Annotated in this window: 15 protein-coding genes and 1 pseudogene; 7 read left to right on the top strand and 9 right to left on the bottom strand. The window is 69.8% G+C overall.

Annotated features, from left to right (window positions below):
* Positions 1-3 precede the first annotated feature (3 nt).
* The 5 genes from WMF14_RS45210 to WMF14_RS45190 all read left to right on the top strand — a co-directional run bounded on the left by WMF14_RS45210 (position 4) and on the right by WMF14_RS45190 (position 5,464).
* Positions 4-1,230 (top strand): lipase family protein, encoded by a 1,227-nt coding sequence (locus WMF14_RS45210; RefSeq protein ID WP_437796736.1) that lies wholly within the window; start codon positions 4-6, stop codon positions 1,228-1,230.
* Between the two features lie 160 nt (positions 1,231-1,390).
* Positions 1,391-2,020, top strand: a complete 630-nt coding sequence (locus WMF14_RS45205; protein WP_437796734.1) for a hypothetical protein — start codon at positions 1,391-1,393, stop codon at positions 2,018-2,020.
* A 406-nt stretch (positions 2,021-2,426) separates the two neighbouring features.
* On the top strand, positions 2,427-3,983 hold the full coding sequence (locus WMF14_RS45200) for a CotH kinase family protein (RefSeq protein WP_437804412.1): 1,557 nt from the start codon (positions 2,427-2,429) through the stop codon (positions 3,981-3,983).
* 75 nt (positions 3,984-4,058) lie between these two features.
* On the top strand, positions 4,059-4,622 hold the full coding sequence (locus tag WMF14_RS45195) for a deaminase (RefSeq protein ID WP_437796732.1): 564 nt from the start codon (positions 4,059-4,061) through the stop codon (positions 4,620-4,622).
* Positions 4,623-4,642: 20 nt separating this feature from the next.
* Complete coding sequence (locus WMF14_RS45190) at positions 4,643-5,464, top strand: phosphodiester glycosidase family protein (RefSeq protein ID WP_437796731.1); 822 nt, start codon at positions 4,643-4,645, stop codon at positions 5,462-5,464.
* Between the two features lie 94 nt (positions 5,465-5,558).
* On the opposite strand, the gene WMF14_RS45185 is transcribed toward WMF14_RS45190, so the two are convergent.
* The 3 genes from WMF14_RS45185 to WMF14_RS45175 form a co-directional block, all read right to left on the bottom strand.
* On the bottom strand, positions 5,559-6,125 hold the full coding sequence (locus tag WMF14_RS45185; protein ID WP_437796729.1) for a YaeQ family protein: 567 nt from the start codon (positions 6,123-6,125) through the stop codon (positions 5,559-5,561).
* 11 nt (positions 6,126-6,136) lie between these two features.
* Entirely contained in the window at positions 6,137-6,490 is a 354-nt protein-coding gene (locus WMF14_RS45180; RefSeq protein ID WP_437796727.1) for a DUF3817 domain-containing protein, read from the bottom strand.
* A 233-nt stretch (positions 6,491-6,723) separates the two neighbouring features.
* Positions 6,724-10,503, bottom strand: coding sequence for an FG-GAP-like repeat-containing protein (locus WMF14_RS45175; protein WP_437796725.1), 3,780 nt, complete (start codon positions 10,501-10,503; stop codon positions 6,724-6,726).
* Between the two features lie 326 nt (positions 10,504-10,829).
* Here WMF14_RS45175 and WMF14_RS45170 point away from each other — a divergent pair.
* Positions 10,830-10,974 (top strand): annotated as a pseudogene (locus WMF14_RS45170) (fuconate dehydratase); the annotation flags it as partial.
* Between the two features lie 9 nt (positions 10,975-10,983).
* Here the strand turns inward: WMF14_RS45170 and WMF14_RS45165 are convergent.
* Both WMF14_RS45165 and WMF14_RS45160 read right to left on the bottom strand, forming a co-directional pair.
* Entirely contained in the window at positions 10,984-11,547 is a 564-nt protein-coding gene (locus WMF14_RS45165) for a hypothetical protein (RefSeq protein ID WP_272096021.1), read from the bottom strand.
* Positions 11,544-12,152, bottom strand: a complete 609-nt coding sequence (locus tag WMF14_RS45160) for a hypothetical protein (protein ID WP_272096020.1) — start codon at positions 12,150-12,152, stop codon at positions 11,544-11,546. Before WMF14_RS45160 ends, WMF14_RS45165 begins: the two co-directional genes overlap by 4 nt.
* 1,262 nt (positions 12,153-13,414) lie before the next feature.
* On the opposite strand from WMF14_RS45160, the gene WMF14_RS45155 reads away from it, so the two are divergent.
* Positions 13,415-15,727, top strand: coding sequence for a LysM peptidoglycan-binding domain-containing protein (locus tag WMF14_RS45155; protein ID WP_437804410.1), 2,313 nt, complete (start codon positions 13,415-13,417; stop codon positions 15,725-15,727).
* Positions 15,728-15,763: 36 nt separating this feature from the next.
* On the opposite strand, the gene WMF14_RS45150 is transcribed toward WMF14_RS45155, so the two are convergent.
* From WMF14_RS45150 to WMF14_RS45135, 4 genes are all read right to left on the bottom strand, one after another.
* The gene (locus WMF14_RS45150) at positions 15,764-16,609 is read right to left on the bottom strand and encodes a hypothetical protein (protein WP_437796723.1); all 846 of its coding nucleotides are present in this window, start codon (positions 16,607-16,609) and stop codon (positions 15,764-15,766) included.
* Positions 16,610-16,979: 370 nt separating this feature from the next.
* A complete protein-coding gene (locus tag WMF14_RS45145) occupies positions 16,980-18,344 on the bottom strand; it encodes a prolipoprotein diacylglyceryl transferase family protein (RefSeq protein WP_437796721.1) in 1,365 nt (454 codons plus the stop codon).
* 16 nt (positions 18,345-18,360) lie between these two features.
* Positions 18,361-18,846: a hypothetical protein gene (locus WMF14_RS45140; RefSeq protein ID WP_437796719.1), complete on the bottom strand. Its 486-nt coding sequence runs from the start codon at positions 18,844-18,846 to the stop codon at positions 18,361-18,363.
* Between the two features lie 2 nt (positions 18,847-18,848).
* Positions 18,849-22,481, bottom strand: a complete 3,633-nt coding sequence (locus WMF14_RS45135) for an eCIS core domain-containing protein (RefSeq protein WP_437796718.1) — start codon at positions 22,479-22,481, stop codon at positions 18,849-18,851.
* Positions 22,482-22,897 lie beyond the last annotated feature (416 nt).

The following is a 22,897-nucleotide window of genomic DNA, read 5'->3' as shown; positions in this document are numbered from 1 at the left end:
CACATGGATTACGAGAGCGCCAAGGCACCCGACTACACGTTCTTCACGGAGCACTTCAAGCGGCTGGGCTTGAGGGTGCAGAGGGATCTCGAGGACGTTCTCAAGGCGGAGCTCCCCAACGACGAGAGGCTCGTCCACTACCTGGTGGAGGTGCTGCCGGGGAAGTACGATCAGAAGGCCGCCGCCGTGCTCTCGGCCGCGTCCACCTGGGCCTACTCGGACGCGGACGTCATGGCCCGGATGCTGCGCCTCCGCGGCTTCACCAACAACGAGACCATCTCCATGCGTCTCAGGAACAACGCCCTCCTCCTGGACACCACCGTTCACATCAGTCAAAGCCGCGATCGCGAGCTGGTGTTCGTGTGCTTCGGGGGGACGGACCCGAAGAATATTATCCAACTTCTCCTCGACGCGAGCGCGAAGACCGACTCGTACTTCTCCACTGGAGACGTGCACGGCGGCTTCTTCCGCGCGTTCCTGGCCCTCTGGCCCCTTGTGAGGATCCTGCTACGGGGAGCGCTGCTCGGGTATCCTATCGGCCTCTTGGCGGAGCTCAACAGGGTCGGCCACGGCGTCGCCCTGGCGCAGCCCGGGACGGAGTCGGGTACGGTCCCCGGCCTGGCGCCGTTGGACTCCGTGACGCGCGCACCCCAGGTGCGGCCAGCGTCCCCGATAGGCGAGATCCCGGAAGCGTCCGAGGAGAAGCTGAAGGCGCTGTACATCGGCGGGCACAGCCTGGGCGGCGCACTCGCGGTCCTGGCCGCCGCGGAGATTCACCGGGATCCCCTCCTCGCTCCCCTCCAGAGGAAGGTCCGCGGTATCTACACCTTCGGCCAGCCCATGGTTGGCGATGCGGTGTTCGCCCAGACGTGCGACGATCGGTTCGGAGAGAAGCTCTTCCGGCACGTCTACCGGCGCGACGTCGTACCCCAGTTCCCGCCGATCACGATGGGGAAGTTCGCGCACTCCGGGCAGCTCTACACCGCGCCGCCTCTCGACACCGGCTGGGCTTTGCAGCGCGCGCAGGCGAGCGCGAACGGGCTGCTTACCGGCAGCGAGCAAGCCCTCGCAGGGACAGCGGCGCTGGCGCTGGGGGCCATCGCCTGGCTCAAGGACCAGCTCCCCCTCTTCTCGTGGCTGCCCCTGCCGTACTCGCTGGGAGATCACTCCCCGCTCAACTACCTCCGCACATCCCTCCAGGTCGTCCCTGGCTCCGAGTTCCGCCCCTGACCAGCGCGGTGCCAGTGGCGTAGACGCCGTTGCACGAGGCAGGCGCGGGAACCAGCAGGATTGACCTTGCGGACGCCATGTTTCTATGATGCCTTCTCCCCGGCGGCGGCTCGCCGGCGCTTTCGCGATCGTCGGCCGGCGATGGTATAGGGCCTCATCCATGATCTCCCGCCGCGCCGTGATCGCCGCAGCTGGCCTGTTCTCCGCCGGCGCGCTCGCCCCGTGCCTGGCTCGCGCGGCGGGGCGCGTGCCCGCGCCCCTCCCGGCGTTTCCCCTCTCGATCGCGGTGGCGGAGGAGGAGGCGGGGAAGCCGGTGCGCGACAACGCCTGGATCGACGCGCAGATCGCCGAGGCGGTCCGGCTGTTCGAGCCCGCCGGCGTGGCCCTGCGCAAGGTCGGCCCGCGCGCGCTCGCCCCGCGGTTTTCGCGGATCGAGACGCGCGAGGATCGGGACGCGCTCGCCTCGGCGATCGAGGCGCGCCGGATCAACGTGATGGTGGTCGCGTCGCTGCGGGACGTCGACGATCCGCGGCGCTTCCGGATGGGCGTGCACTGGAGGCACCGGGCTACGCCGGAGCGGCGCTTCGTCATCCTCGCGGCGAACGCGCGGCCCACCGTGCTCGCGCACGAGCTCGGGCACTTCTTCGGGCTCGGGCACAGCGGCGTCGACGACAACGTGATGAGCTACGCGCGCACCGGAGCGCCCGTCTCCTTCGACGCGGCGCAGATCGCGAAGATCCGGTCCGCCGCGCGCGGGTACGCGTCGAGCAAGGCGTTCGAGCCCGCCTAGACGGGACCTCCGGGGCTCCTCCGTGCCCCACCGCTCAGCCCCCGCCGACGCGCGACGCCGAGACGTGGCGCGGGGTCGGGCGTCGATTCGCGTCGATTGGCGTCGATGTCGCGAGCATGCCTACTCATCGCGAACCCTCCGACACGCGCAGGACTGGCCCGGATTTCGGCTCGATTCGAAGAGGACGCGAGACCCATCACGCGCTCGTTCGAATTCACGAGCGACCCGAGTAAACTGTGCGGGAATGTTTGACCTATCGAAGCTCGTGGCGCTGCGCATCGCGGGGGTGTTCGTGCTGGCCTCGCTCGGAGGCTGCTCCAGCGAGGCGCGCGATGACACGAAAGCGCCTGCGCCTACGCCTACGCTTACGCCTACGCCTACGCCTGCAACGAAGTCGTTGGCCGTCGTGTTCACGCCGAAGGGAGGCACCTTCCAGGCGTCCGAGCCCGTGAAGCTCACGGTCGAGGACGAGCGCGCTGTGGTGCATTTCACGACCGACGGCTCGCTGCCCACTTCGAGCTCGCCTGTCTACGCCGAGCCGCTCGTGCTCACCGCGTCCACGCGGGTGCGCGCCCTCGCCGTCGTCCCTCACGCCGCGCCTTCCGGGGAGGGGGGCAACGGGGGCAACGGGGGCGAGGACAGCGACGGAGCCGACCGCCTCGGGCCGATCGCGACGGAGGCGTATTTCAAAATCGACGCCGATAGCGCGGAGTTCAGCTCGGAGCTGCCGATCGTCGTGATCCACACCTTCGAGTCGAAGGAGCTCGACCCGCTCGGAACCGAGTTCGTCCCGGCCACGTTCATGCTGCTCGAGCCCAACGCCGGGCAAACCAAGCTCCTCGGCCGCGCGAGCTTCGATAGCCGCATCGGCATCCACGTCCGCGGCGCGACGTCTCGCGAGTTTCCGAAGAAGCAATACTCCGTCGAATTTCGCGACGACGCTCTGGACACGGATCTCGACCAGGCGCTCCTGGGGATGCCGGCGGACTCCGACTGGGTGCTGAGCGATCCGGTGAGCCTCGACCGCTCGCTGATCCGCAACGCGCTCGCCTTCGAGATGAGCAACCGCATCGGCCGGTACGCGCCGCGTACGAGCTTCGTCGAGGTGTTTCTCGTCGACTCGGGGGCTGACGTGGGGAAGGAGAGCTTCCTCGGGTTCTACACGGCGATCGAGAAGATCAAGCGCGGTAAGGATCGCGTCCCGGTGGCCAAGCTCTCGGCCGGCGACCTCACGGAGCCGGACGTGACCGGCGGCTTCATCTTGCGCGTCGACAAGGGCGACGATCAATTCAAGGCCGGCGGCCTGGACCTCCAGTTCGTGTACCCCGATCCGGAGGAGATCCTGGAGCGCGCGCGAAAGCCGCAGCTCGACTACATTCGCCGTTACATCGACGACTTCGGCGAGGCCGTCAACGCGGATGACTTCAAGCAGCCCAGCAGCGGCAAACACTATTCGAGCTTCATCGATCAAGACGCCTTCATCGACCACAACATCCTCGGCGCCCTGACGAAGAACGTCGATGCCCTGCGGATCAGCACGTACTTCTTCAAAGATCGACAGGGCCTGCTCTCGGCCGGTCCCGTGTGGGACTTCGACCGGAGCCTCGGAACGCCCTACGACGAACGCGCGTTCGAGCCGGAAGAGTGGAAGCTCGAGGGCTCCGACGGGACCGACTACTTCACGGAGGGCTGGTGGGGGCCCCTGTTCCGCGATCCGGCGTTCAAGGCGCGGTACAAGGCGCGATTCTTGGCGCTGCTCGAGCGCGAGCTCGCGCCCGACGAGCTCGACGCCATGGTGGACGGCCTGGTGCGCAAGGCGGGAGCTCCGGCCGTGGAGAGAAACTTCGCGCGCTGGCCGGATTCGCCGCCTCTCGATGGGTCCTACGACGCCGAGATCAGCCTGCTCAAGGACTTTCTCCGCAGGCGGGCGAGCTGGATTCGCGACGAGCTCATGACGTGGTGAACGTGCGTTTCATGAGCACGGCCGAGCTTTCATCGCGTACACGGCCGGCATGAGGTAGGGTCATGCCTGCGTTCGATGAGCAACGACCACGAGAAATGGATGCGCCTCGCGATCGAGGAGGCCGAACGGGCGCGCGGAGGAACGGGCGACAACCCTTGGGTCGGCTGCGCGATCGTGAGCGCCGCCGGGGAGCTCCTCGGCAGCGGGCATACCCTGGGGCCGGGTGAAGATCACGCGGAGATCGCCGCGGCACGCGCGGCGCACGCGCGCGGGTTCAGCGTGGTCGGAGCGACGCTGCTTTCGACCCTCGAGCCCTGCTCGTTCCACGGCCGCACGCCGGCGTGCTCGCGATCGATCATCGAGCGCGGTGTGGCCCGCGTCGTGATCGGGATGAACGACCCGAACCCGCGCGTCGACGGCGAAGGCGTTCGCATCCTGCGCGAAGGGGGCGTCGAGGTCGTCGAGGGCGTATGCGAAGCGGAAATCCGCCGGCAGCTCGGGGGTTGGGTGCTCGATCACCATCCTCACGAGCCGCTGCGGCGCGCGCTGACCTTTCCGGCATCGGACCGCGTCCCGCGGCTCGCGGAGATCTACGGCGTCGATCAGTCCCGAATCGTGGCGCTGCTCGCAAAGCGTTAGGGATCGCACAGAGCAGGCTCGTGACGCTCCGCGCTTCCCCGAAGGCGCTTCTGTCGATGGCGGCGCTCGCGCTCCTCGGCGCCGCTGCGCTCGCGTCGCGGCGCATAGCGCCGAGCGCGCCCGCTCCTCCGGAGCCCCCGCCGCCCGCTCCGGCGACGCTTTCCCCCCCGCAGGGCCCGGCCGCCGGCGCCCCCGTCCAGCCCGAGGTGATGACCGTCGAGGGAGAGGACTACCGCGTCCATGTCTTCGCGTTCCGCCTTGCGAACGCCCATTTCGAGGTCGTCGACGTCGAGATGTCGCGCGACATCGCGGGGGTGCTCGAACGCACCCGCGCGTCGTTCGTCATCAACGGTGGCTTTTTCGATCGACAGAGGAGACCCGAGGGGCTCGTCGTCGTCGATGGCCGGGAGCTCGCGCCGCTCGCGCCCTCGCTCGGGGGCGGCGTGCTGGTGGTCTCCGGCGGTCGCGCCGCCCTGCACGACGCCGCCGGGTTCGTCCTTTCGCCCGGCGCTCACCTCGCGGTCCAGGGGCTGCCCCGGCTGGTGCTCTCCGGCCGCCGGAACGTGCGCAGCGACGGCGGCCCGCGGGCGGAGCGGACGGCGCTGTGCGTGCTCGACAGGGGGCGGCGCATGGAGGCCATCGTCGCGCGCGGGGACCGGGCGCAGAGCGGGCCTACGCTGGGGCTGCTCGCCGACATGCTGGTCGCGCGCGGATGCGAGCAGGCCCTCAACCTGGACGGCGGACCCTCGACCGGCGTGGCGTGGCGCGAGGACGGCGGCGCGCGCGAGATGGCGCCGCGGGGGCCGATCCGGCACGCGATCGCGGTGCGGCTGGATCCCTGACAGGGGAATGCGGTTCTGAGCCCGGAGTGGGCCGCTCGCGTCCTCTGCAGCGCGACGGCCGGAGGTTAGAACCTGCCCTCTTGTCGCGACGCGATCACGGCTCTTCGAGCCGCGAGCGGACGACCTCGCCGTCGAGCGTGCTGCCGTCGGCCTCGATATAGAGGTGATCGCCCACGATCGTGACCGCCCATTGGCGCCGCAACCCCGTGTTCTCCGCGAGCGCGGCGACGAGGCGGTGGTCGACGGTGGAGAGCGAGATCGCGCCGGTGACCTTGCTCGCGCGCGAGGCGGCCTCACGTGCGCCGGACACGAGCTCGTCGCGCCGGCGCGTGTCCGAGAAGAGCGCGTGAACGGCCACGCCCGCGTTGTGCTGCACGACTCTCTTGAGCTTCTCGAACGGCGCCGCGCCGCACTCGATCCAGGTGAGGACGCGGCCCGCGGGATCGCGCGTCCAGAGGTCTGCCCCCTCGGCGTCGGCGAGCCCTGGGCCGAAGGCGAGGCCCTCTTCGTGAAAGAGGCAATACGCGAGCACCCGCAGCATGACGTGCTCGGCGCTCTCCGACGGGTGGCGGGCGACGATCACCCGCTCGCTCGCCTCCCGGCCGCGATCGACGTGCGAGAGGTCGATGCGGAAGTCCATTCGCGTCGAGGGGAGTGCCATCGATGCTCCCGCTAGCCTCGATGCGCCGCGCCGCTGTCGGCGGACGCGGCTTCGGGCAGCGCCGCTGCCTCTTCTTGTTGCTCCCGCCGCAGGCGGGCGTCGAGCACGAACGGGCCGAAGGGGATCAGCGACGCGAGGAGCGCTCGGAGCCCCTGCCCCACCGACCAGCGCCCGGCGGCCACCGCCTCTATCACGCCGAACACGTAGAGCACGAACAAGAGGCCGTGCACCATACCGACGACGCGGACCGCGGCCGGAAAGCCTGCGAAGTACTTGAGCGGCATCGCGACCCCGAGGAGGAGGAGAAACGACGCTCCCTCGCCCAAGGCGACGAGACGGAACCTTCCGACCGCTGTGTTCAACATCGATGACCTCCGGAGGGCGCCGCTGTTCGCATCGCGCACGACCCGCGCTCCAGCCGGATACCACGCGAGCGAAGGAGAGGCCATCTGGAACGTGTTTCACCCCTCGCCGGGCGACGGCAAAGCGCCTCCGACGCGCCCGGCTGCGCGACCTCGATCGGCAGGCGCGGGAACCAGCAGGATCGACCTTGCGGACGCCACGTTCCGCTGATGCCTTCTCCCTGACAGCCTCTCGCTCAGGGCACCGTCGTGTTGAGCAGGAGCTGATTCGCCTGGCTGTAATTCCCCAGCATGAGATCCAGGTCCCCGTCGCCATCCATGTCGCCGACGTCCCCGTCCGCCGTCAAGAGGAGGGTCTGGGTGAGCCAGGGGGCGTCGATCTGGGCGAAGTAGCCTCCGGAGTTCCTGTACAGCGAGTGCTTGCGCGATGACATCGAGGGGATGTCGCCCCGCAGCATGATGATGTCCACGTCGCCATCCATGTCGAAGTCGCCGACCTCGACCTCGCGAGCGTCGGCGTCGTAGGCGTGCATGCTGATCCGGCTCGCCGTCACGTTGACGAAGTACCCGGTCCCGTTGTTGTAGAGCAGGACAGTCTGATCTCCGCCTGCGGGGGCGAACACCAGATCCAGGTCCCCATCGGTGTCGAGGTCCGCAGCCTCGACGTCGACCGACCCGAACGTCGTCACCGGCGCACTGGCGCTCAGACGACCGTTGGCGTTGACGAACGCGCCTCCCTGGGTGTTGCGCAAGAACATGCTCGTGGGGCCGGCCAGGATGAGATCGGGGTAGATGGCGTGACGGATCGCGAGGCAATCCGCCTGCTGGGCCGGCGTCACCGCGCCGCTCGCCACGAGCCCGGCGACCGATCGCCTGGGATCGGAGCAGATCCCACACAGGGCAGCAGGGCGGCCAGCGCACGCGGAAGCGTTGACGTCCGCGATCTCCGCGCACAGCGCCTTCTCCACCGTGATGCCCTGCGTCGCGGCGCCGAGCCAGAAGCTGCTCTGGTCGGTGAACACGCCGTTGCCCCCGTTGATGAGCAGCGTCGAGTTGCCCGGCGCGACGTTCCCGAAGAACGCGTCGAGATCGCCGTCGGCGTCCACGTCGCAGAGCTCGACCGCGCGATCCGACATCGTGGTCGATGGCAGGCGCCCGGTCGTGGCCACCGTGAAGGTGCCGCCGGAGTTGAGGTACAGGGCGGCCTGCTTCGACGCCGTCGTGCCCGTGGCGGAGTAAGCTGCCGCGATGAGGTCCATGTCGCCGTCACCGTCCACATCGCCGGAATCCACATCGGTGTGCTTGACCAGCACGCTGGGGAATTGCAGCGCCGTGACGTCCACGAGGTGGCCGCCGTCGTTCCTGAGCAGGCGCGGCTGCATGAGAGCGGCCGAGTAGGGCGCGATGAACACGTCGAGATCACCGTCGTTGTCAATGTCGATCAGGTCGATGTCGCTGGTCGCGGTCGTCGTGCCCAGCGGGACGCGCCCCACCGTGCCGTCGGTGAACAGCGGCTGCGCAGGCAGCGGCGCGGTGAGCGCGGCGTGCGCGTCGACGATGCCGCCGGTGCGGGTGAGGCCGGCGAACGCGGGCAGCGGCGCGGCGGTCTGCTCGATCATCTTCACCACGCGCACGGGGTCGCCGCGCAGCTCGCTGTGCTGGGACAGGAGCAGCCCGGCAACGCCGCTGACCATCGGGGCGGCGAGGGACGTGCCGTTGGCGCCGAGGAAGGTGTTCGTGCCAGGCGCCGCGACCGAGACCGTCTTCGCGCCATAGTCGGACGACTGGCCGCCCGGCCAGACGGAGCGATTGCCGGACTGGTCGCTCGCCGCGACCACGATCTTGTTGGGCAGCCCGAGATGAGCGGGAAAGTTGGCGAGGAGCGGATTTCCAAACGAATCGACCGTGTCGAGGTTGGTCCCCCCGTTTCCCGCGCCGGTCACGAACAAGAGGTGAGACACGCCGAGGTCCCAGACGGCCTCCGTCATTTCTCGAAGGGCGTCCTCGGGAGTGTACGAGATGCCCGTCCAGCTGTTGAAGCTGCCGCCGAACGAGCTGTTGACGATGTGCGCGCCGTTGCGCGCGGCGTACTGGTACGCCTCGAGGATGGCATCGTACGTCGGGGCGGCGACGGTCGTCGGTGTGCCGTTCACGATGCGCGTCACCAGGCGCCCGTTGCCCAGGGGCATGATCTTGACCCGCTGCATCACGCCGGTGTAACCGGTGCAGTCGTCTCCGATCTCGCCGAGGGCCCCCGCCACGATGTCTCCGTGCGTGTTTCCGGTGTCCACGGGCGACGGGTCGTTCGGCCTGAGCGGGCTGCCGCCGAGGTCGTGTCCCGGGCGCGCGAACTGGAAGCCGCGGCAGTCGTCTGGATAGCCGTTCTCGTCATCGTCTCGCGCGGCCCCGTCGCAGTCCTGTCCTTCGGGCGCGCCCAGCAGCGCGCCCGGGGGCAGGGCGTTGCAGGCGACGCCGCCGGGGCCGATCTCGTCGGCGATCGAGCCGTCGCCGTCGTCGTCCAGGTGGTTCGTGTAGATGCGCGCGACGTCGGGATCGAGCAGATCCGCCGCGCCGTCGCCGTCGTCGTCCACTCCGCAGGCGCCGGGGCAGCCGTCGCCGTTCAGGTCCGACCGCGGGCAGGTCCCGCCCGTCGTGAGCGGCATGCAGTCGCTGCTGCACGGGGGCGCGGCGCAGCACTCGTCCGCGTTGAGGTAGATGTTGTCGACCAGCGGATGAGGGCCCGGACCGCTGCAATTGTCCGTGCCGTAGTACGCCGCCTGATAGTAAATCACGCCGCTGTCGACCACCGCGACGACGACATCGTGGGATCCTCGCTGGATATCCCAGGCGGCGTCCACGTTCATCGCCTCGATGTACCAGTTTTGGGTATGATAGTATGGATCGTTCGGCGCGTAGGTCGGCACGGCGATCAGGTTGGGCAGGACGAGCCGCACCGGCTCGCCGCCCGCGAGGAGCGCCGAGAGCGCCTCTTTCTCCGTCCCCTTCGGCACGGTGACCACGCCCATGTCCGGCGTGATCTGCCGCGCGAGCGCGCCCTGTACACCGGAGAGGACGCTCCCGCGCTCCTCCGCCGACGTGCCGGAGCTGAACTTCACGATGAGCTCGCCCGGCACCATGGGCGCCAGGGACACGACCACGATGTCAGAAGCGCTCTCGTTGCCGTCGATGTCGGTCGCGACGACGTGGACCCGGTTGGGCGTCAGAAACTCACCCGGGTCGTTCCGGAGCGGCAGGTCGATGGAGAACTCTCCTGCCGGCGTGAGCGCCGACGCCTGCGCTGGCGCATCGCCGACGCTGACGCTGACCGATCGCGCCAGCGTGTTGTCCTCGACGCGGCCTCGGAGGGTGAATGTCCCCTGAGCCACGATGTCCCCCTTCGCCGAGGACCTCGCGTAGTCCTCGGCGACGCGGAGCCTCGGGGCCTCGTCCGTCGCGCCGAGGCGGATGGCGTCGAGCCGGCAAGGGCCGTCGGCGCCCTGCGGGAGATCGAGCGCGATCTTGAGCCGCAGGTCGTCGTACTCTGTCTGGAGCGCCGCCACCAGCTCGGCAGGCAGCTCGAAATCGACGCGTGTGAACCGACCTGCCGCTCCCCGGGGGAGCGCGACCTCCTGGATGAACCGGCGCTCGATCCCCTGGGAGGGCAGCTCCACGAACAGGTGGACGTGCCCCAGCGGCTCCGCGCCGGGCGGCGCCTCCGGGAGCGACAGGCTGATGGAGAAGGTGGAGTGGACCGCCGCGAGGGTGCTGAGCGGCGCGCTCACCAGCTCGTGGTACCCGCTGCCGGGCACCTCGAGGCTCTTCTCGCCGTGCGCGCGCTGGTCGCTCGCCTGCGCGGCGCCGCCATCGAGCGTCCACGCGCTCGCGTCCTCGAACCCGAGGATGCTCTCGTTCGACGGTCGCGCCGCGCCGGCGCTCGGCGCGCCGCCCGGAGCGACGCTCGTGCCATCGCAGCTGCATATCAATGCTGCGACGGCGACCCATCGTCCACGTTTCATATCATTCTCTCGCTGATGCCCGAAGATTGAACCAAGATGGAAGTCGGCAGGTCCACGATGGAGGGCATTCAGCGGGCGTGCTGCATGACGTGCCTGTCGCTGTCCTGTTGGACGCCGGCCCGCGTGACGGGCGTGCACCGGGCGCCAGGCAGGCATGGCAATGCTCATGCCCGCCGGTTCCGCACGCGCGGCCATGTGTTTCGGCCGGCTTCTCTCGCGAGGGCGGGCGTGAGGTGGCGCGATGTCACGGTGCGACGGCCCGCTGTCACGCGACAGTGTCACGTGACAGTGTCACGGGACAGGAGCCGGCCCGCCGCTCCGGCCCCCTCCACCTGGCGACGGCCGCTGTCGTCAACGCCGCCTGGGATCTGTGGGCGAAGATCGCGGGCAAACCGCTCTGGAAGCTCCTCGTGGACATGACCCCGGAGGAGCTCGTCCGCTGCGTCAGCTTCCGCTACATCACGGATGTGTTGAGAGCTCTCACAGCGGCTCGATGCTCAGAAGATCGCCCGCCAGGTGATAAACGCGGTAGTGGGCGCCGTGCGTCGTGAGCTCCCACGCTTTCTGCGAGACGACGAAGGCGACTCCGCCGATCGTGTAGCGCCATTGGCTCGGCATGCCGCCGCGGCCGTCGACGTGCACCTTTTGGAGCGGCCCCTGGGCGACCAGCGCGGGGCTCTGGGCGTACGCCTTGCGCCTCGCGCTGACCTTCCAGAACGTCAACAGCGCGCCGATACCGAGCAACCCGCCCAGCACGACGCCGCCCCCGCCGAGCGCGTAGAGCCCGTTCATGTCGGTGTCGGAGATCGGCTTCGAGTAATCGTCGTGGAGGTAGAGCGCACCTCCGACGCCCCCGGCGGCGACGAGTAACCCGAGCAGGAGCAAGAACACCCCGCAGCCGATGCCGGAGCTCTTGCCGCGCTTGGCCTGCGCCGGATGAAGGCGCCCTTGCCGGTTCATCTCGAGCTCTTCGAGCGTGAAGCCGTGGGCCGCTCCGAGGTCTCGGAGGTACGCCTGCCGCGGGTCGGAGGGCGAGGCCATCATGCGAACCTCGAGTGACCCAGGGCGACCAGGGCGTCAATGGGGGCTTCGAGCTCGGCGGGCTTCAGCGGCTGACCGCCGTAGGAGAGACAGAGCTCGCCGTTGTCATATGAGAGCCCGATCTGATTCATGGGCAGCTTGAGCAGCGCTGCCTTCACCGCCGAGTTCATGAGCGCACGAGAGAGGGCGGGCGAGTCGCTCCTGAGCGAAATCATGCGATCGAAGTTCGGGTCGCCCGTCGGCACCAGGTGGTACTGCGGGCCACCCGCGCCGCGCGTGATCTGGAGCGAGAAGCGATGCGGCGCCGGATACAACGAGCGCGCATAGAAGGCCGTGGAGGTGGTTCTGGTGTTGCCCACCATGCTCCAGGTGGAGATGACGCGGAGCGGCACGTTCTGCACGGCGCCGGTGAGCGACTTGGCGCGGCGCTGTGACGTGAGCGCGTTGCCCTCGTTCTGTTGATCGAAGGTCAGCCCGTACCTCGTCGCACAGTTCGGCCAGACCGCGTCCGTCGCGCGCGAGAGCTTGATCGCGCTCGCCACGATCGCGACCAGGACGAGGGCGCCCGCCCCGAGCCCCAACCATTGGAGAAGTTCATACGTGCTCATGTCGTGTTCGCTATCTCGGAAAGAGATTACTCGCCTTTGGAGAGGCGCGACAACGGGCCGCTCTCGCGCCGCGAATTCCCTGCAGTGAGGATACTCACCACCGTTCACAAGAAACGACGAAACACGGTCCACCCACCCTTCGGCGTTCCGAATGAACGTGTTGCGATGATCAAGATTCAAGCGAGGCGGGACGGGTGGGTCGTGGTCGGGAGGAGCGTGCTTTCGAGAGGATAGCCCACGCGAAGCCATTCCGACCTGTCAAGAATTTCCCACCAACGAACGGCAGTTGACATAACGTGAAAAGTACAGATCCACTGATCCGCCTACAAAAACCGAGAGATCCAACGAGCTCACTCGGCCATGTAATATTTCTTACACCACGCTGAAAAAGACCCGAGCCGGGGTGTGCGATGGTCGGCCTGCGCGCCGGAACAGCGGCGTTCCGGTGCCCGATGGATCTGGAGTTCCACCAGCTCGACCCCGAGAGCTGTGGCGTGAGCGTGGTCCCTTCGATGCATGGCCAAACTGTTGATATGGCGTTACTTTTTCAGGGGGTGTCGAATCGCATAGAAGGAATGTTCGGTCAACACGGGGGCAGGTCCCGCAATTGGGGCTTGATGTTTCCGATACGCTTGGAGTTCCTTCTCCCCGCGTTGCTCGTTCGTCCTGGTCTTCGACCGGATCCTTGCGCGACCACGCATTCGCGCATGACTCGGGCTTGTCGTGCAGCGCTCGGGCGGACCGCTGCACCGGCGGCGGACAGCGCTCTCGACAGGAACATCGCCGTGGGCATGCCCGTCAAGAGCTGGTAGGGTCCGAACAACCACGACGAGGAGAGCTCCTCCATGTTCTCGTTCGACCGGAAGCCGCGTCCATCTTTGGCGCCTTCTCCTGCCGCGAAGCCTGCGTCGCGGCGCCAGGTCAATGCGCCGCCGATGAGCCCGCCCTGGTTTCGGCTGGCCACGTCGAGCAACGCCGGAGCGGCGACTTCGTCCGAGCTGACCGAAGCGGGACGGCGCGACTTCGAGCCGCGCTTACCCGCTCCCGCGAGCGCTCCCTGGTCGCGCGTCGCGCGCGCTGGTTCGGAGACAGAGGCGGAGGCCGAGGCGTCTCAATCTGTCGCACCGGGACCTGTCGCGCCGGCTCCCCGGTTCGATTGGGCCCGCTTCGCCGTCAGGCCGCCGCCGATCCAGCGGAAGGCGACCGTCAGCTCCCCGGGAGACCCGTACGAGCGCGAGGCGGACGAGGTAGCCGACAACGTGATGCGGACGGCGGAGCCGGGGTCCAGCGACTCGGCACCTGTCTCGATCCAACGTAAGTGCGCGGCGTGCAAAGACGAGGAGAGCACGACGATCCAGACCAAGCGCGCGCCGTCGGCGGGCGCCGGAGCCGGTCTGGACACCGGGGCCGCGGTGCGCGCGGCGGAGCGCGGCGGACAGCCGCTGCCGGCCTCGCTCCGCGCTTGGTTCGAGCCGCGCTTCGGGCGCTATCTCGGCGGGGTGCGGGTGCACACGGACAGCGAGGCCGCGGACGGGGCGCGGGCGGTGCGGGCGCGCGCGTACACCATCGGGAGCGACATCGTGTTCGGCTCCGGCGAATATGCGCCCTCCACGGTGGAGGGCCGCCGGCTGCTCGCGCACGAGCTGACGCACACGATCCAGCAGCGCGCCCTGCCGAGCGGCGGTGGCCCTGGCTCAATCCACAGGCTCATCCAGCGCTCGTGTCACACGGTGGCAGCCAAGGAGACGATCTACGGGATCGCGTCGAAGTACGGTGTCACGGAGGAGGCGCTGCTCGACGCCAATGGCCTGAAGGCCACGGACACCTTGTCGGTCGGGAAGACGCTGGTCGTGCCCGACGGCAAGCCGTGTTCGCACACGGTGGCGTCGGACGAGACGCTCTACAGCATCGGGCGCATCTACGGCGCCACGGTAGACGACATCAAGGCAGCCAACAAGCTGACCAGCAACACCATCGCCCCGGGGCAGGTGCTGACCATCCCGGTCGCGGGCGGCCCCAGCTCGGTGAGCTACACGGTGAAGGCGAAAGACACGCTCTACTCGATCGCCAAGGCGCACGGGGTATCGGTGGCCGATATCCAGAAGGCCAATGGAATGACCGGGACCGACGTCGCGATCGGGCAGACGCTCACGATCCCCGTGGCGGGCGGCGCGCCGGCGCCTGCCAAGCCGCCCGCGACACCGGCGGCGACGCCGGCCAAGCCGCCGGCGACACCGGCCAGTCCGCCCGCGACGCCGGCCCCGACCAAGCCTGCTGCGACGCCGGCCCCGGCGAGCACCTCGACCGATTCCGGCCACGACCCCGGCAAGGACTATGCGAGCGGGGTGATGCGCGAGGACAGCTTCCTGCGCAAGTCGGACAAGGCGACCTATCAGGTCTCGGGTGGCGTCAGGCTGTTCTTCCAGACGGGTGCCACCGTGACGCTCAAGGCGAGCTCGGCCGACTGGGTCGAGGTCGAAGGGCCGGTGTTCAAGGCGGGCAAGCCGGCGGTCGCGGCGGGAACGGGCAAGGGCTGGATCATGCGCGCCTGGACCTCGATGACGATGGGCGACTACAAGGACGTGCCCGTTGACGATCGCACGGAGACATACGGAAAGCTCGCGTCGGGCTCATTGCCCAAGAAGGATGTGAACAGCGTGATTCTGCACCAGACCGGCAGCAGTTCGGGCAGCGGCACGCTGGCCGGCTACAGCAGCCGGATCGCGGCGAATCAGACCATCGGCGCGCACTACCTGATCGACGAGAACGGGAAGATCACCCTGACCGTGCCGGTCGACAAGAAGGTGTCACACGTCGGCAAGACCAAGCCGGGATATGAGACGTCCAGTAACTCTCACGCCATCGGCATCGAGCACAGCGGCGCCGAGGACGCGCTCGATCTGCCGTCGAGCTCCAAGGACACCGCCACGATCACCGCGAACCGCACCGCCATCAAGGCGATGGAGCTGTCGCCGAACCTGAAGGCGCGGCTGATCGCCATGAAGGACGCGGAGCTCTACCAGGTGGCGCGCGACAACAGGGACCCGGATACCAAGGTGAAGAAGTGGTACCTCCACGGCGACATCAACGCGGCCCAGAAGCGCTCGTCGTTCGTGCTCGCCTCGAAGCTCATGGCAGACTTCGGGCTGGCAGAGAAGGACCTGCTCCCGCACGAGACGGTGTCGTGGAAGACCATCGGCGAGGGCGAGAACATCAAGGAGTACCTGGCCGCGCGCATCGCTTATCCGGGCCTCGTGATCAGCCTCAGGAAGCTGGTGAGCGGAGACGCCAAGCTGGCCGCGGACGCCGCGCTCACCAAGATCGTGGCCGACGAGGAGACCACGGTGGTGGCGCTGGCGGTGGACGCGACAGCGGCCGAGAACACAGCGCTCGCGACAGAGAAATCGGGCGGCAAGGGGGGCGTCGCCACCGCGCGGGAGGCGCTGCGGACGGCCTTCTACAAGAAGTTCTGGGCCCGGCACACGCAGATCGTCGACCTGGTGAAGTTCCTGGGGGCGTCGGGCTCGAGCAAGCCGGCCGAGCTGGCCAAGAAGCTCTCCGCGTGGGTGACGTGAGCGGGCGCGAAGCTCACGGCGCCGGTGCAGGCGCTGTCAGTGTGTGGCGCCGTTGAGGTCGGCGCCCGCGAACAGGAGCTTCGCGACGTATGGGCGGCCTTCCCAGCCGCGCCACGTCTCCTGGATCAACACCGCCACACGGGTGTCATGGGGGCTCCGAAGGTAGCCGGGAGCGGTCACCTCCAAGGGGCCGATGCTCGGCGTCCCGGTCTCGTCCGGCGTCTCCGGCGACCCGCTGCGGTGAATCGTCGTGGTGCCTCGTGGGGTCGTGATATCGACTCGATAGCTCGTGATGTGGGCAAACCCGACAGGGGAGTCATCGCCGACCGCGGTGGTGTGGATCTGGACGCGCGGCCCACCACCGTCAGAGGTCGAGAACGGCCGCAGCGCGGGCTCGTTGCTCCGGACGATACCGAGCTCGTGCAGGCGGGCGGAGAGCATGCCGCCGCGGGCCCGCCACACAGCCTGCAAGCTCGTGAGCTGATCGGGATCCCCCTCGCGGATCTCTCCGGATTCGTAGCGGTGCTCCCACGTGATCCGATGGGTGGCCAGATCCTGGACGATCAGGTGGAAGAAGTAACATCCACAGGCTTCGTCGGGTGGCTCGTAGACATAGGCGAACAGGCCGCTGCGCGACCAACCCAGAGGAAAGACGCGGCCCGGGAGGAGCACCGCGTTGGGGCGCTCGAACTCGGCGAGATCGGGGACGATGAGCTGGACGGGTGGCTGGGCGTCTTCGGGGATGCCGACCCGGGCGGGGATGCTGGCCTGGACGGAGGACGCCGCGGGCGGCGCAGGCTGGCTGCCGTGGCCGGACGCGCACCCCACCAGCGCCAGGGCCATCACGAGGGCCGGGCGGGCACACGCCGCGAGGGACTTCATTCCTTCAGGGTATCCGATCCGCGGCGCGCCTGCACGCGCGCGCTGAAGACACCCTATCTCTTCGGCCTGCTCGGCGGCTGTTCGCGGGTGTTCTGCCACGCGCAGTGGTACCTCGACCGCGAGGGCATCGAGAGCCTCGTGCACGGCTTCCGCCACGGGATCCAGGAGCGGGGGCTGCCGCGCGGCGCCTACAGCGATCGTGGAGGTGCCATGAAGGCCGCCGAGATGCGGGAGGGGCTCGAGCGGCTCGGCATCGTGCACTATCTCATGCTGCCGAACAGACCTCATCAGAACGGCAAGCAAGAGCGCGCAGAGCTCGTTGACCCGCGCTCAGGCGGCCAAGGAGAGGCCGGCCAGACGACGCGCCCGATCACCGCTGCGCGTCACCCCCGGCTTCGGCATCGAAACCGGGCGACGCGCTCGAGAAGCGCCCTCGCCGGAAATCGATCTCCGAGCGCGACGACGGCCCCTGACGCCCCTGCTCCGGCGTCGCCCGAGGGAGATCAGCTTCAGCGCGCGGCGCGGCTTCGACGAGGGCACCCTCAGGGGCGCGCTGCGCGTCGCGGGCGACGCGGAAGTAGAGCGCCCGCTCACGCGGCCTGTCGTCCGCCAGAAGCCGCGACGTCACCCTGGTCACGAGCAGCCCACCCTCGATCCAGCGCGTATGGTCGGGCGAGAGCCCCGGGAAGGCGCGCGCCGCGAGCGCGCACACCGCCTGGAGATCGCGCCGCCCTTTCGGGACATGGAGCGACACGAGCCGATCGCTCGGCGCGTCGCGCGGCGTCGAGACGACGACCGACACCCCCGCCGACGTACGATGAAGGCGCGGCGCGTCCGAGCGCTCCGCCGACGCCACGAAGTCGCGCACCTCGGCGACGTGCGCCGGCGCGAGGAGCACCCGCGTCGGGTCGGCGACGATCCGGTACGCGAGCACGAGGGCGAGCAGCGCGACAAGGCACGCGGCCGCGGCGAGCATGCGAGCATCGCGGATGCCGGCGGCGCCATCGACGAGCACGACGGCGAACGCGAGCTCTGCAATCGCCATCCAGCGGCTCGCCGAGAATGTGAGGAACGTCGGGCGCTCGTCGCCGCGCAGCCCTTCGAGGCCGAACCGGAAGACGGCGTACGATGCGAGGAACCAAGCGAACACCCGCCCTTCGGCGGCGAAGGGGAGCCCGACGAGCCCGACGAGCCCGATCGCGACGAGGCCGGTCGCCTCGATGAGCTGCACAGGGAAGAGGCGCACACCGACGAGGTGCTCCGGCAGGCCGCCTTCAGCGATCGATGCGTCGTAGACGATGCCGACGGAGCTCGGGCGGCCGTGGCAACAGCCGACAACCAGGCAGCCGAGCCGCCCTGACGCGAGGAAGAAGGCGAGGCCGAGGCTGACCGCGTCGAGGTAAGGCAAGATGGGCGCGCCCATCGCGTGGAGCGTCGCCGCCGCGCACGCTTCGGCGATCCAGACGTGCTCGAGGAGCACGAGCGTCTCGCGTCCCGTGACCGCGCGACGGATCAGCGCCCATCCGAAGAACGACAGCGCGCACGCCGCCGAGACCGCGAGCGCGACGAGGAGCGAGCCGGCGCGAAGCACCGAGACGCCGACCATGACGACGAGCGCGAGGTAATAGCCGGCGATTCCCAGGCTCCGGAACGCGGGCACCTCGCGCGCATGGCGGCCGAAGACGACGCGCGGAAGTCGATCGAGTTTCGCGTTCAGGAAGGGCACGGAGGACACGGCAGCAGCGTGAGCGTCACGGGAGGTCGAAGTCGCACGCGACGGCCCATCCGTGCGACTCGGCCCAGGAGAGCGCCCGGCGGACGTCATCCAGATCGTCGATCACGCGGAGCAGGCCGTGGCCACTCCGCACGAGGACCAGGCGACCTGCGCTCTCGACGCAGACGCCGGCGTCGAGGAGCGGCTCGGCGGCAGGGCGGAGGGGGCGATCGGCGTCGTCCACGCACACGCGCAGGCGAGCGCCGACGTCGTCGACCAAGGCGCAGAGCGGCGAGAGCTCCGACGCGGCGAAGCGTCGCTCCTCGGGCTCCGCAGCGTCGTTCCGCTCGATGAGCGCGCGCGCGACCGGGTGCAAGCGGCCGAGCGCGTCGGAGAGGTCGAGCGCGTCGTGGACGCGCGCGCCGCCCCCGTCGACCACCCTGGGGATGCCGTCTTCTTCCGGCAGGCGGGGCGGCGCCGCCCCGCCCGGCGGCAGGAGGAAAAGAGAGAGCTCGATCGCCATGGCTAGTACCGTCCCGAGGTGATGAGCTGACGCTCGACGAGGAGCTGCGCCAGATCGCGTATCTGGGTTCGTCCGAATGGCACCGCGGCCGTGTAGCCCCTCCCCCCCTGGGGCCCGATCGTCTGCTCCGCCGCGCCGCCGGGCGCCTCGGTCAGCTGTCCCGTGAGATCCACCTCGGTCGCGCCGTCCAGCGCGGTGACGCGGGTTACCCGAGCGAATGCCGGTCGACCGTCGATGGTGACCTGCGGCAGCCCGGCCGCGGTCGGGCCGCGAATGACGGCGAGGGCGCTTCGATTCTGAGCCGCTGCGGCGGCAGCCTGCGTACTGCCCGCCTTCACGTTGGCCACGGTGTGCACTTCGATCGAGGTGCCACTGGAAATGACAGCGGCGTAGTCGAGCTCGGTGACGTCGGTGTTCACGAGCGCGCGCCCGTTCCTCCGGACGAACGGCGTCGTGCCCGCGGGGTCGGTGAACGCGTCCCCGATGAACCGGATCCGGCGCAAGATCCGGCCTCCCGGCGGCACCGTCACGCGGACGCGCGCCAGCCATTCGGTCACGACCCCGTCGAACTGCGGCGCGCTCCTGGCGTCGAGCCACTCGGGCGCGTTGAGGATGCCGGCGGTCTCGAGCTGCGTCGATTCGGTGACGAGCGCGGGGTCGGCGGCCGCGCGCAGGCGCCCCGTCCTGCTCAGGTCGAGGAGGAGCTCCTGGGCGGACGCCCGCGCCCCGGGGCGCGCGAGGAGGTCTCGCACCTGGCGTCGCACCTGCGTGAGCGCCCACGCGAAGTCCCGCGTCGGTTCGCGCGCCAGGTGCTCGGTCATCATGCGGAGCAGCATCCGCTGCGCTTCCGCGCGAGTGACCGAGAGCTCAGTGAACAGCAGCTGGACGTCGGCGCCCGTCGGGTCGATGCGGATCTCGCCGGCCGGGCGCTCCCGGAAGAGGATGGGGCGCTCGCTCCCGAAGCGTGCCTCCACCGTACGCAAGCCCGTCGCCGGATCTTGCGTCCTCGTGACGATCGCGCCGGCGGCCCTCAGCGCATCGTAGAGCAACCCCGTCGTCCCCGACGCGTACGTGTGGCTGCGCGACCCCGCGCGCTCGAGCGCGACCGCCTCCGGGATCCCGAGCGCGCTCGCGAGCAGCTCGGAGCCCGTCGCGTCGGCCATGTCGCGGATCGTGTCGAGCTCGTTCCGCAGGTCGTCGAGGTTGACGCGCCGATCGGCCTGCACCTCGCGCATGAGCGCCTGGAACTCGCGCTCGAGCGCCTCCAGGCGGCCGCGCGCCGCCTCGATCTCGGCGTCCGGCGCCCCGCGCTGCTCGAGCGCCGCGATCTCGGACTGCAGGCTCGCGCGCACCGCCTCGAGCCCGGAGAAACGGAGCCCGTATGCGTCACGGAAGCGGCGGAGCGCGGAGTCGGGCCGAGAGGCCGTCCAGCGCTGCACGACGCGCAGGCCGACGGAGAGCGCCACCATCGTGAGCACGTTCTCCGCCGTCATCTGGCCAAGCTCGGCGCGCGACGGCCACCGGCCGCGCTCCGCGCGGAAGCGGAGGATGCCGTACCCCTGGAGGATCGGGAACGGCGTGACGAGGTGAACCGGTCCGGAGAGCACCTCGAGCTCCGCGGCGCGCAGGCCGCGCGTCGTCGCGGCGCCGGTCGCGCGGAGAACGGTGAACAAGCCTGCGTTCCACGCCAGATCGCGGAGCACGCTGCCGAACGTGGGTCGGTCTCCGAAGAGGAAGGTGTTGAGCGTCGTGTTCACCCCCGTGAACACGAGCGTCTCCAGCGCGACGGTGCCGGCAAAGCTGAGCGCGCCGCGGACCGTGATCCCCGTCGCCGCGGCCCGCGCTCCGCCGGCGAAGAGGCCTCCGACGCCGCCGGTCGCGAGCGCCGCGATGTACGCGACCCCGATCCGCGCGATGAGCTGCGTCGTGCCCATCATCCCCGGGAGCGCGCGGTAGAACGTGTCGAGGTGCTGGTCCTCCCGGACGCTCGTCACGCGTGCGCGCAGGTCAGCGACGTTCCCGGCGTAGAACGCGAGCCGGATCGCCTCCATACGATCACGGATGCGGTTCATCGCGCTGACGGTCGGGGTGTCCAGCACCCCCGGGCGGTTCCGGAGCATGAACTCGAACGCGCGGAGATAGCGGTCGTACTGCTCCATGCCCTCGAGTCCGAGCTGCACGAGCTCGGCTTCGCTCGCGAGGGTGGACGCGGACGTCGACGCCGTCCTGCGCGCCTCCAGCGCGTCGAGGCGCGTGCGCATCTCCTGCACCCAATCGCCGAGCCGCTGCGACGGGAGCAGGTGTTCCCGGTTGCGCGCCGCGTGCCGCTCGATCGCGTCGAGATCCACGTTCACGAGCGCGCGCGGCAGGCGCTGCGCCGCGGCTTCCGCGGCGTCGAAGGTGGCGCGCGCGTCGGCCGCGAAGAGGTGGCCGAGCGTCTGCATGTAGCTGGCCCGCACCGCGGACACGGCGCTGAGGTGCTCCGAGCGGCCCGCGAGCGCGCGCTCCTGCTCGTCGAGCAAGGGGAAGATGCTCTCGAGGCGCTCGAGGATCTCGAGGGCGGTGCGGACGCGCTCGGCGTCGACCGTGCCGCCGACGAGCTGCGCGCGCGTGCTCGCGAGCTCGGTTCGCGCTCCGGTGATCGCCGTCGCGAGCGCGGCGTCGGACGAGCGCTCGCTCGCGAGGCTGTCGAGGCGCTCCGCGACGAGATCGAGCTCCGACTGGAGCGCGGTGAGCCCCTGGGGGGGCGTGGGCGCCGCGCTGGACCCCGGCAGCGAGACCGCCGGCTGCGCTGTCCCCGTCGCGACGGTCCCCTGGCTCGACCCGACGGGCCCCTGGCTCGACCCGACGGGCCCCTGGCTCGCCGCCGCATCGGGGGCGCGCGCGGGCGGAGCGCTGGTGGCGGTCGCCTGGCTCGCCTCCTCGTCGGCGTCGCCCCCGCAGCGGTGCAATCCGAGCGGGCTCACGAGGCGCGGGCGCGGGCTGGCGCGCGCGTCGTCCAGCGCGGCGGCCGCGACGCCGTGCTGCTCGGCGTGCGCGTGGAGCTCCGCAAGGCTCGCGTCGCCCGCGCTCAGCGCGCGTCGGCCAAAGAGGCCCATCGCTGTGCGATCCGCGTCGCGCTCGAGCGCCGCGGCCCCCGCCGGGGCGCCCCGGGGCGACGGCCGCTGCTGCGCGGCGTGCGCGAGCTCATGCAGGAGGAGGAGGTCGCGCGGGATCGCCCGCGGCGACCCGAGCACGATGTCCGACCCGAAGGACAGCGCATGCGCGCCGTGCCGGGCGGCGACCGCGGCGGCCGCTGGACCTTCGTGCACGCGGATATCGGCGAGCGGCAAGCCGAGATCGCGCTCCACGTCGCCCTGGAGCGCCGACGCGACCGGCCGCCCCGGTCCGAGCGTCGCGAGATCGCGCGGGACGGCCGGCCCCGGGCCGGGCGGCGTATCGAGCGCCCCGCTCGCGCGCCACCTGCGCACGGAGAGGCGGATTCGCTCATCGACGGCGGAGAGATACCCGTCCAACGTGGGCTCGCGGGGTCGCGCGTAGACGCGAATGGCGCGCTCGAGATGCTCGTCGGACGCGTTCACGTAATACGCGAGCCACGCTTCGATGAATGGACACCCCTCCGCGGTTCGCCCCACGTCGCGCAGCTCGGCATCTGCGGCGGCGCGGACACGGGACTCCAGGCGACTTCGAAAGCCGCGCATGTGCACTGGCGAGACGACGGCGTGGGCCTGTGGCGACGCTTCGGGCGTCTCGGCGCCTACACGCGCGCTCCTGACCTGCGTATCCCGCGCGTCGGAGCGCGCCGCATTGGCCGCTGTTATCGTCTCGCGCACGCGGATGCAGCATAGATCACCGCGTCGGCCCTCGCGAGGACAAAGGCCGGCTCCCGGCGCGGGATCGCGCCATAGCCACATCCGTAGGAGATCCGTACAGGCAAGGCGTCGGCGTCGACGAGCACGCGCGCCTTTCCTTGATGGATCGGGCGTTTGCGCGCCGGCGCCTGGAGCCGCGTGTCCTCGATGCGCGCAGCGCCGCTGGTGTATGTTCCACC

Origin of the sequence: Sorangium sp. So ce693 (genome assembly GCF_051521375.1) — a bacterium.
Lineage (GTDB): Bacteria > Myxococcota_A > Polyangia > Polyangiales > Polyangiaceae > Sorangium > Sorangium atrum.
This window is presented reverse-complemented; position numbering and strand designations above follow the sequence as displayed.

Bases quoted from the DNA above. Each gene is read 5' to 3' on its own strand.
- WMF14_RS45155 (WP_437804410.1), top strand. From the start codon at position 13,415: ATGCGGACGGCGGAGCCGGGGTCCAGCGACTCGGCACCTGTCTCGATC.
- WMF14_RS45185 (WP_437796729.1), bottom strand. From the start codon at position 6,125: ATGGCACTCCCCTCGACGCGAATGGACTTCCGCATCGACCTCTCGCAC.
- WMF14_RS45160 (WP_272096020.1), bottom strand. From the start codon at position 12,152: ATGAGCACGTATGAACTTCTCCAATGGTTGGGGCTCGGGGCGGGCGCC.
- WMF14_RS45205 (WP_437796734.1), top strand. From the start codon at position 1,391: ATGATCTCCCGCCGCGCCGTGATCGCCGCAGCTGGCCTGTTCTCCGCC.
- WMF14_RS45175 (WP_437796725.1), bottom strand. From the start codon at position 10,503: ATGAAACGTGGACGATGGGTCGCCGTCGCAGCATTGATATGCAGCTGC.
- WMF14_RS45165 (WP_272096021.1), bottom strand. From the start codon at position 11,547: ATGATGGCCTCGCCCTCCGACCCGCGGCAGGCGTACCTCCGAGACCTC.
- WMF14_RS45150 (WP_437796723.1), bottom strand. From the start codon at position 16,609: ATGAAGTCCCTCGCGGCGTGTGCCCGCCCGGCCCTCGTGATGGCCCTG.
- WMF14_RS45195 (WP_437796732.1), top strand. From the start codon at position 4,059: ATGAGCAACGACCACGAGAAATGGATGCGCCTCGCGATCGAGGAGGCC.
- WMF14_RS45180 (WP_437796727.1), bottom strand. From the start codon at position 6,490: ATGTTGAACACAGCGGTCGGAAGGTTCCGTCTCGTCGCCTTGGGCGAG.
- WMF14_RS45210 (WP_437796736.1), top strand. From the start codon at position 4: ATGGATTACGAGAGCGCCAAGGCACCCGACTACACGTTCTTCACGGAG.
- WMF14_RS45140 (WP_437796719.1), bottom strand. From the start codon at position 18,846: ATGGCGATCGAGCTCTCTCTTTTCCTCCTGCCGCCGGGCGGGGCGGCG.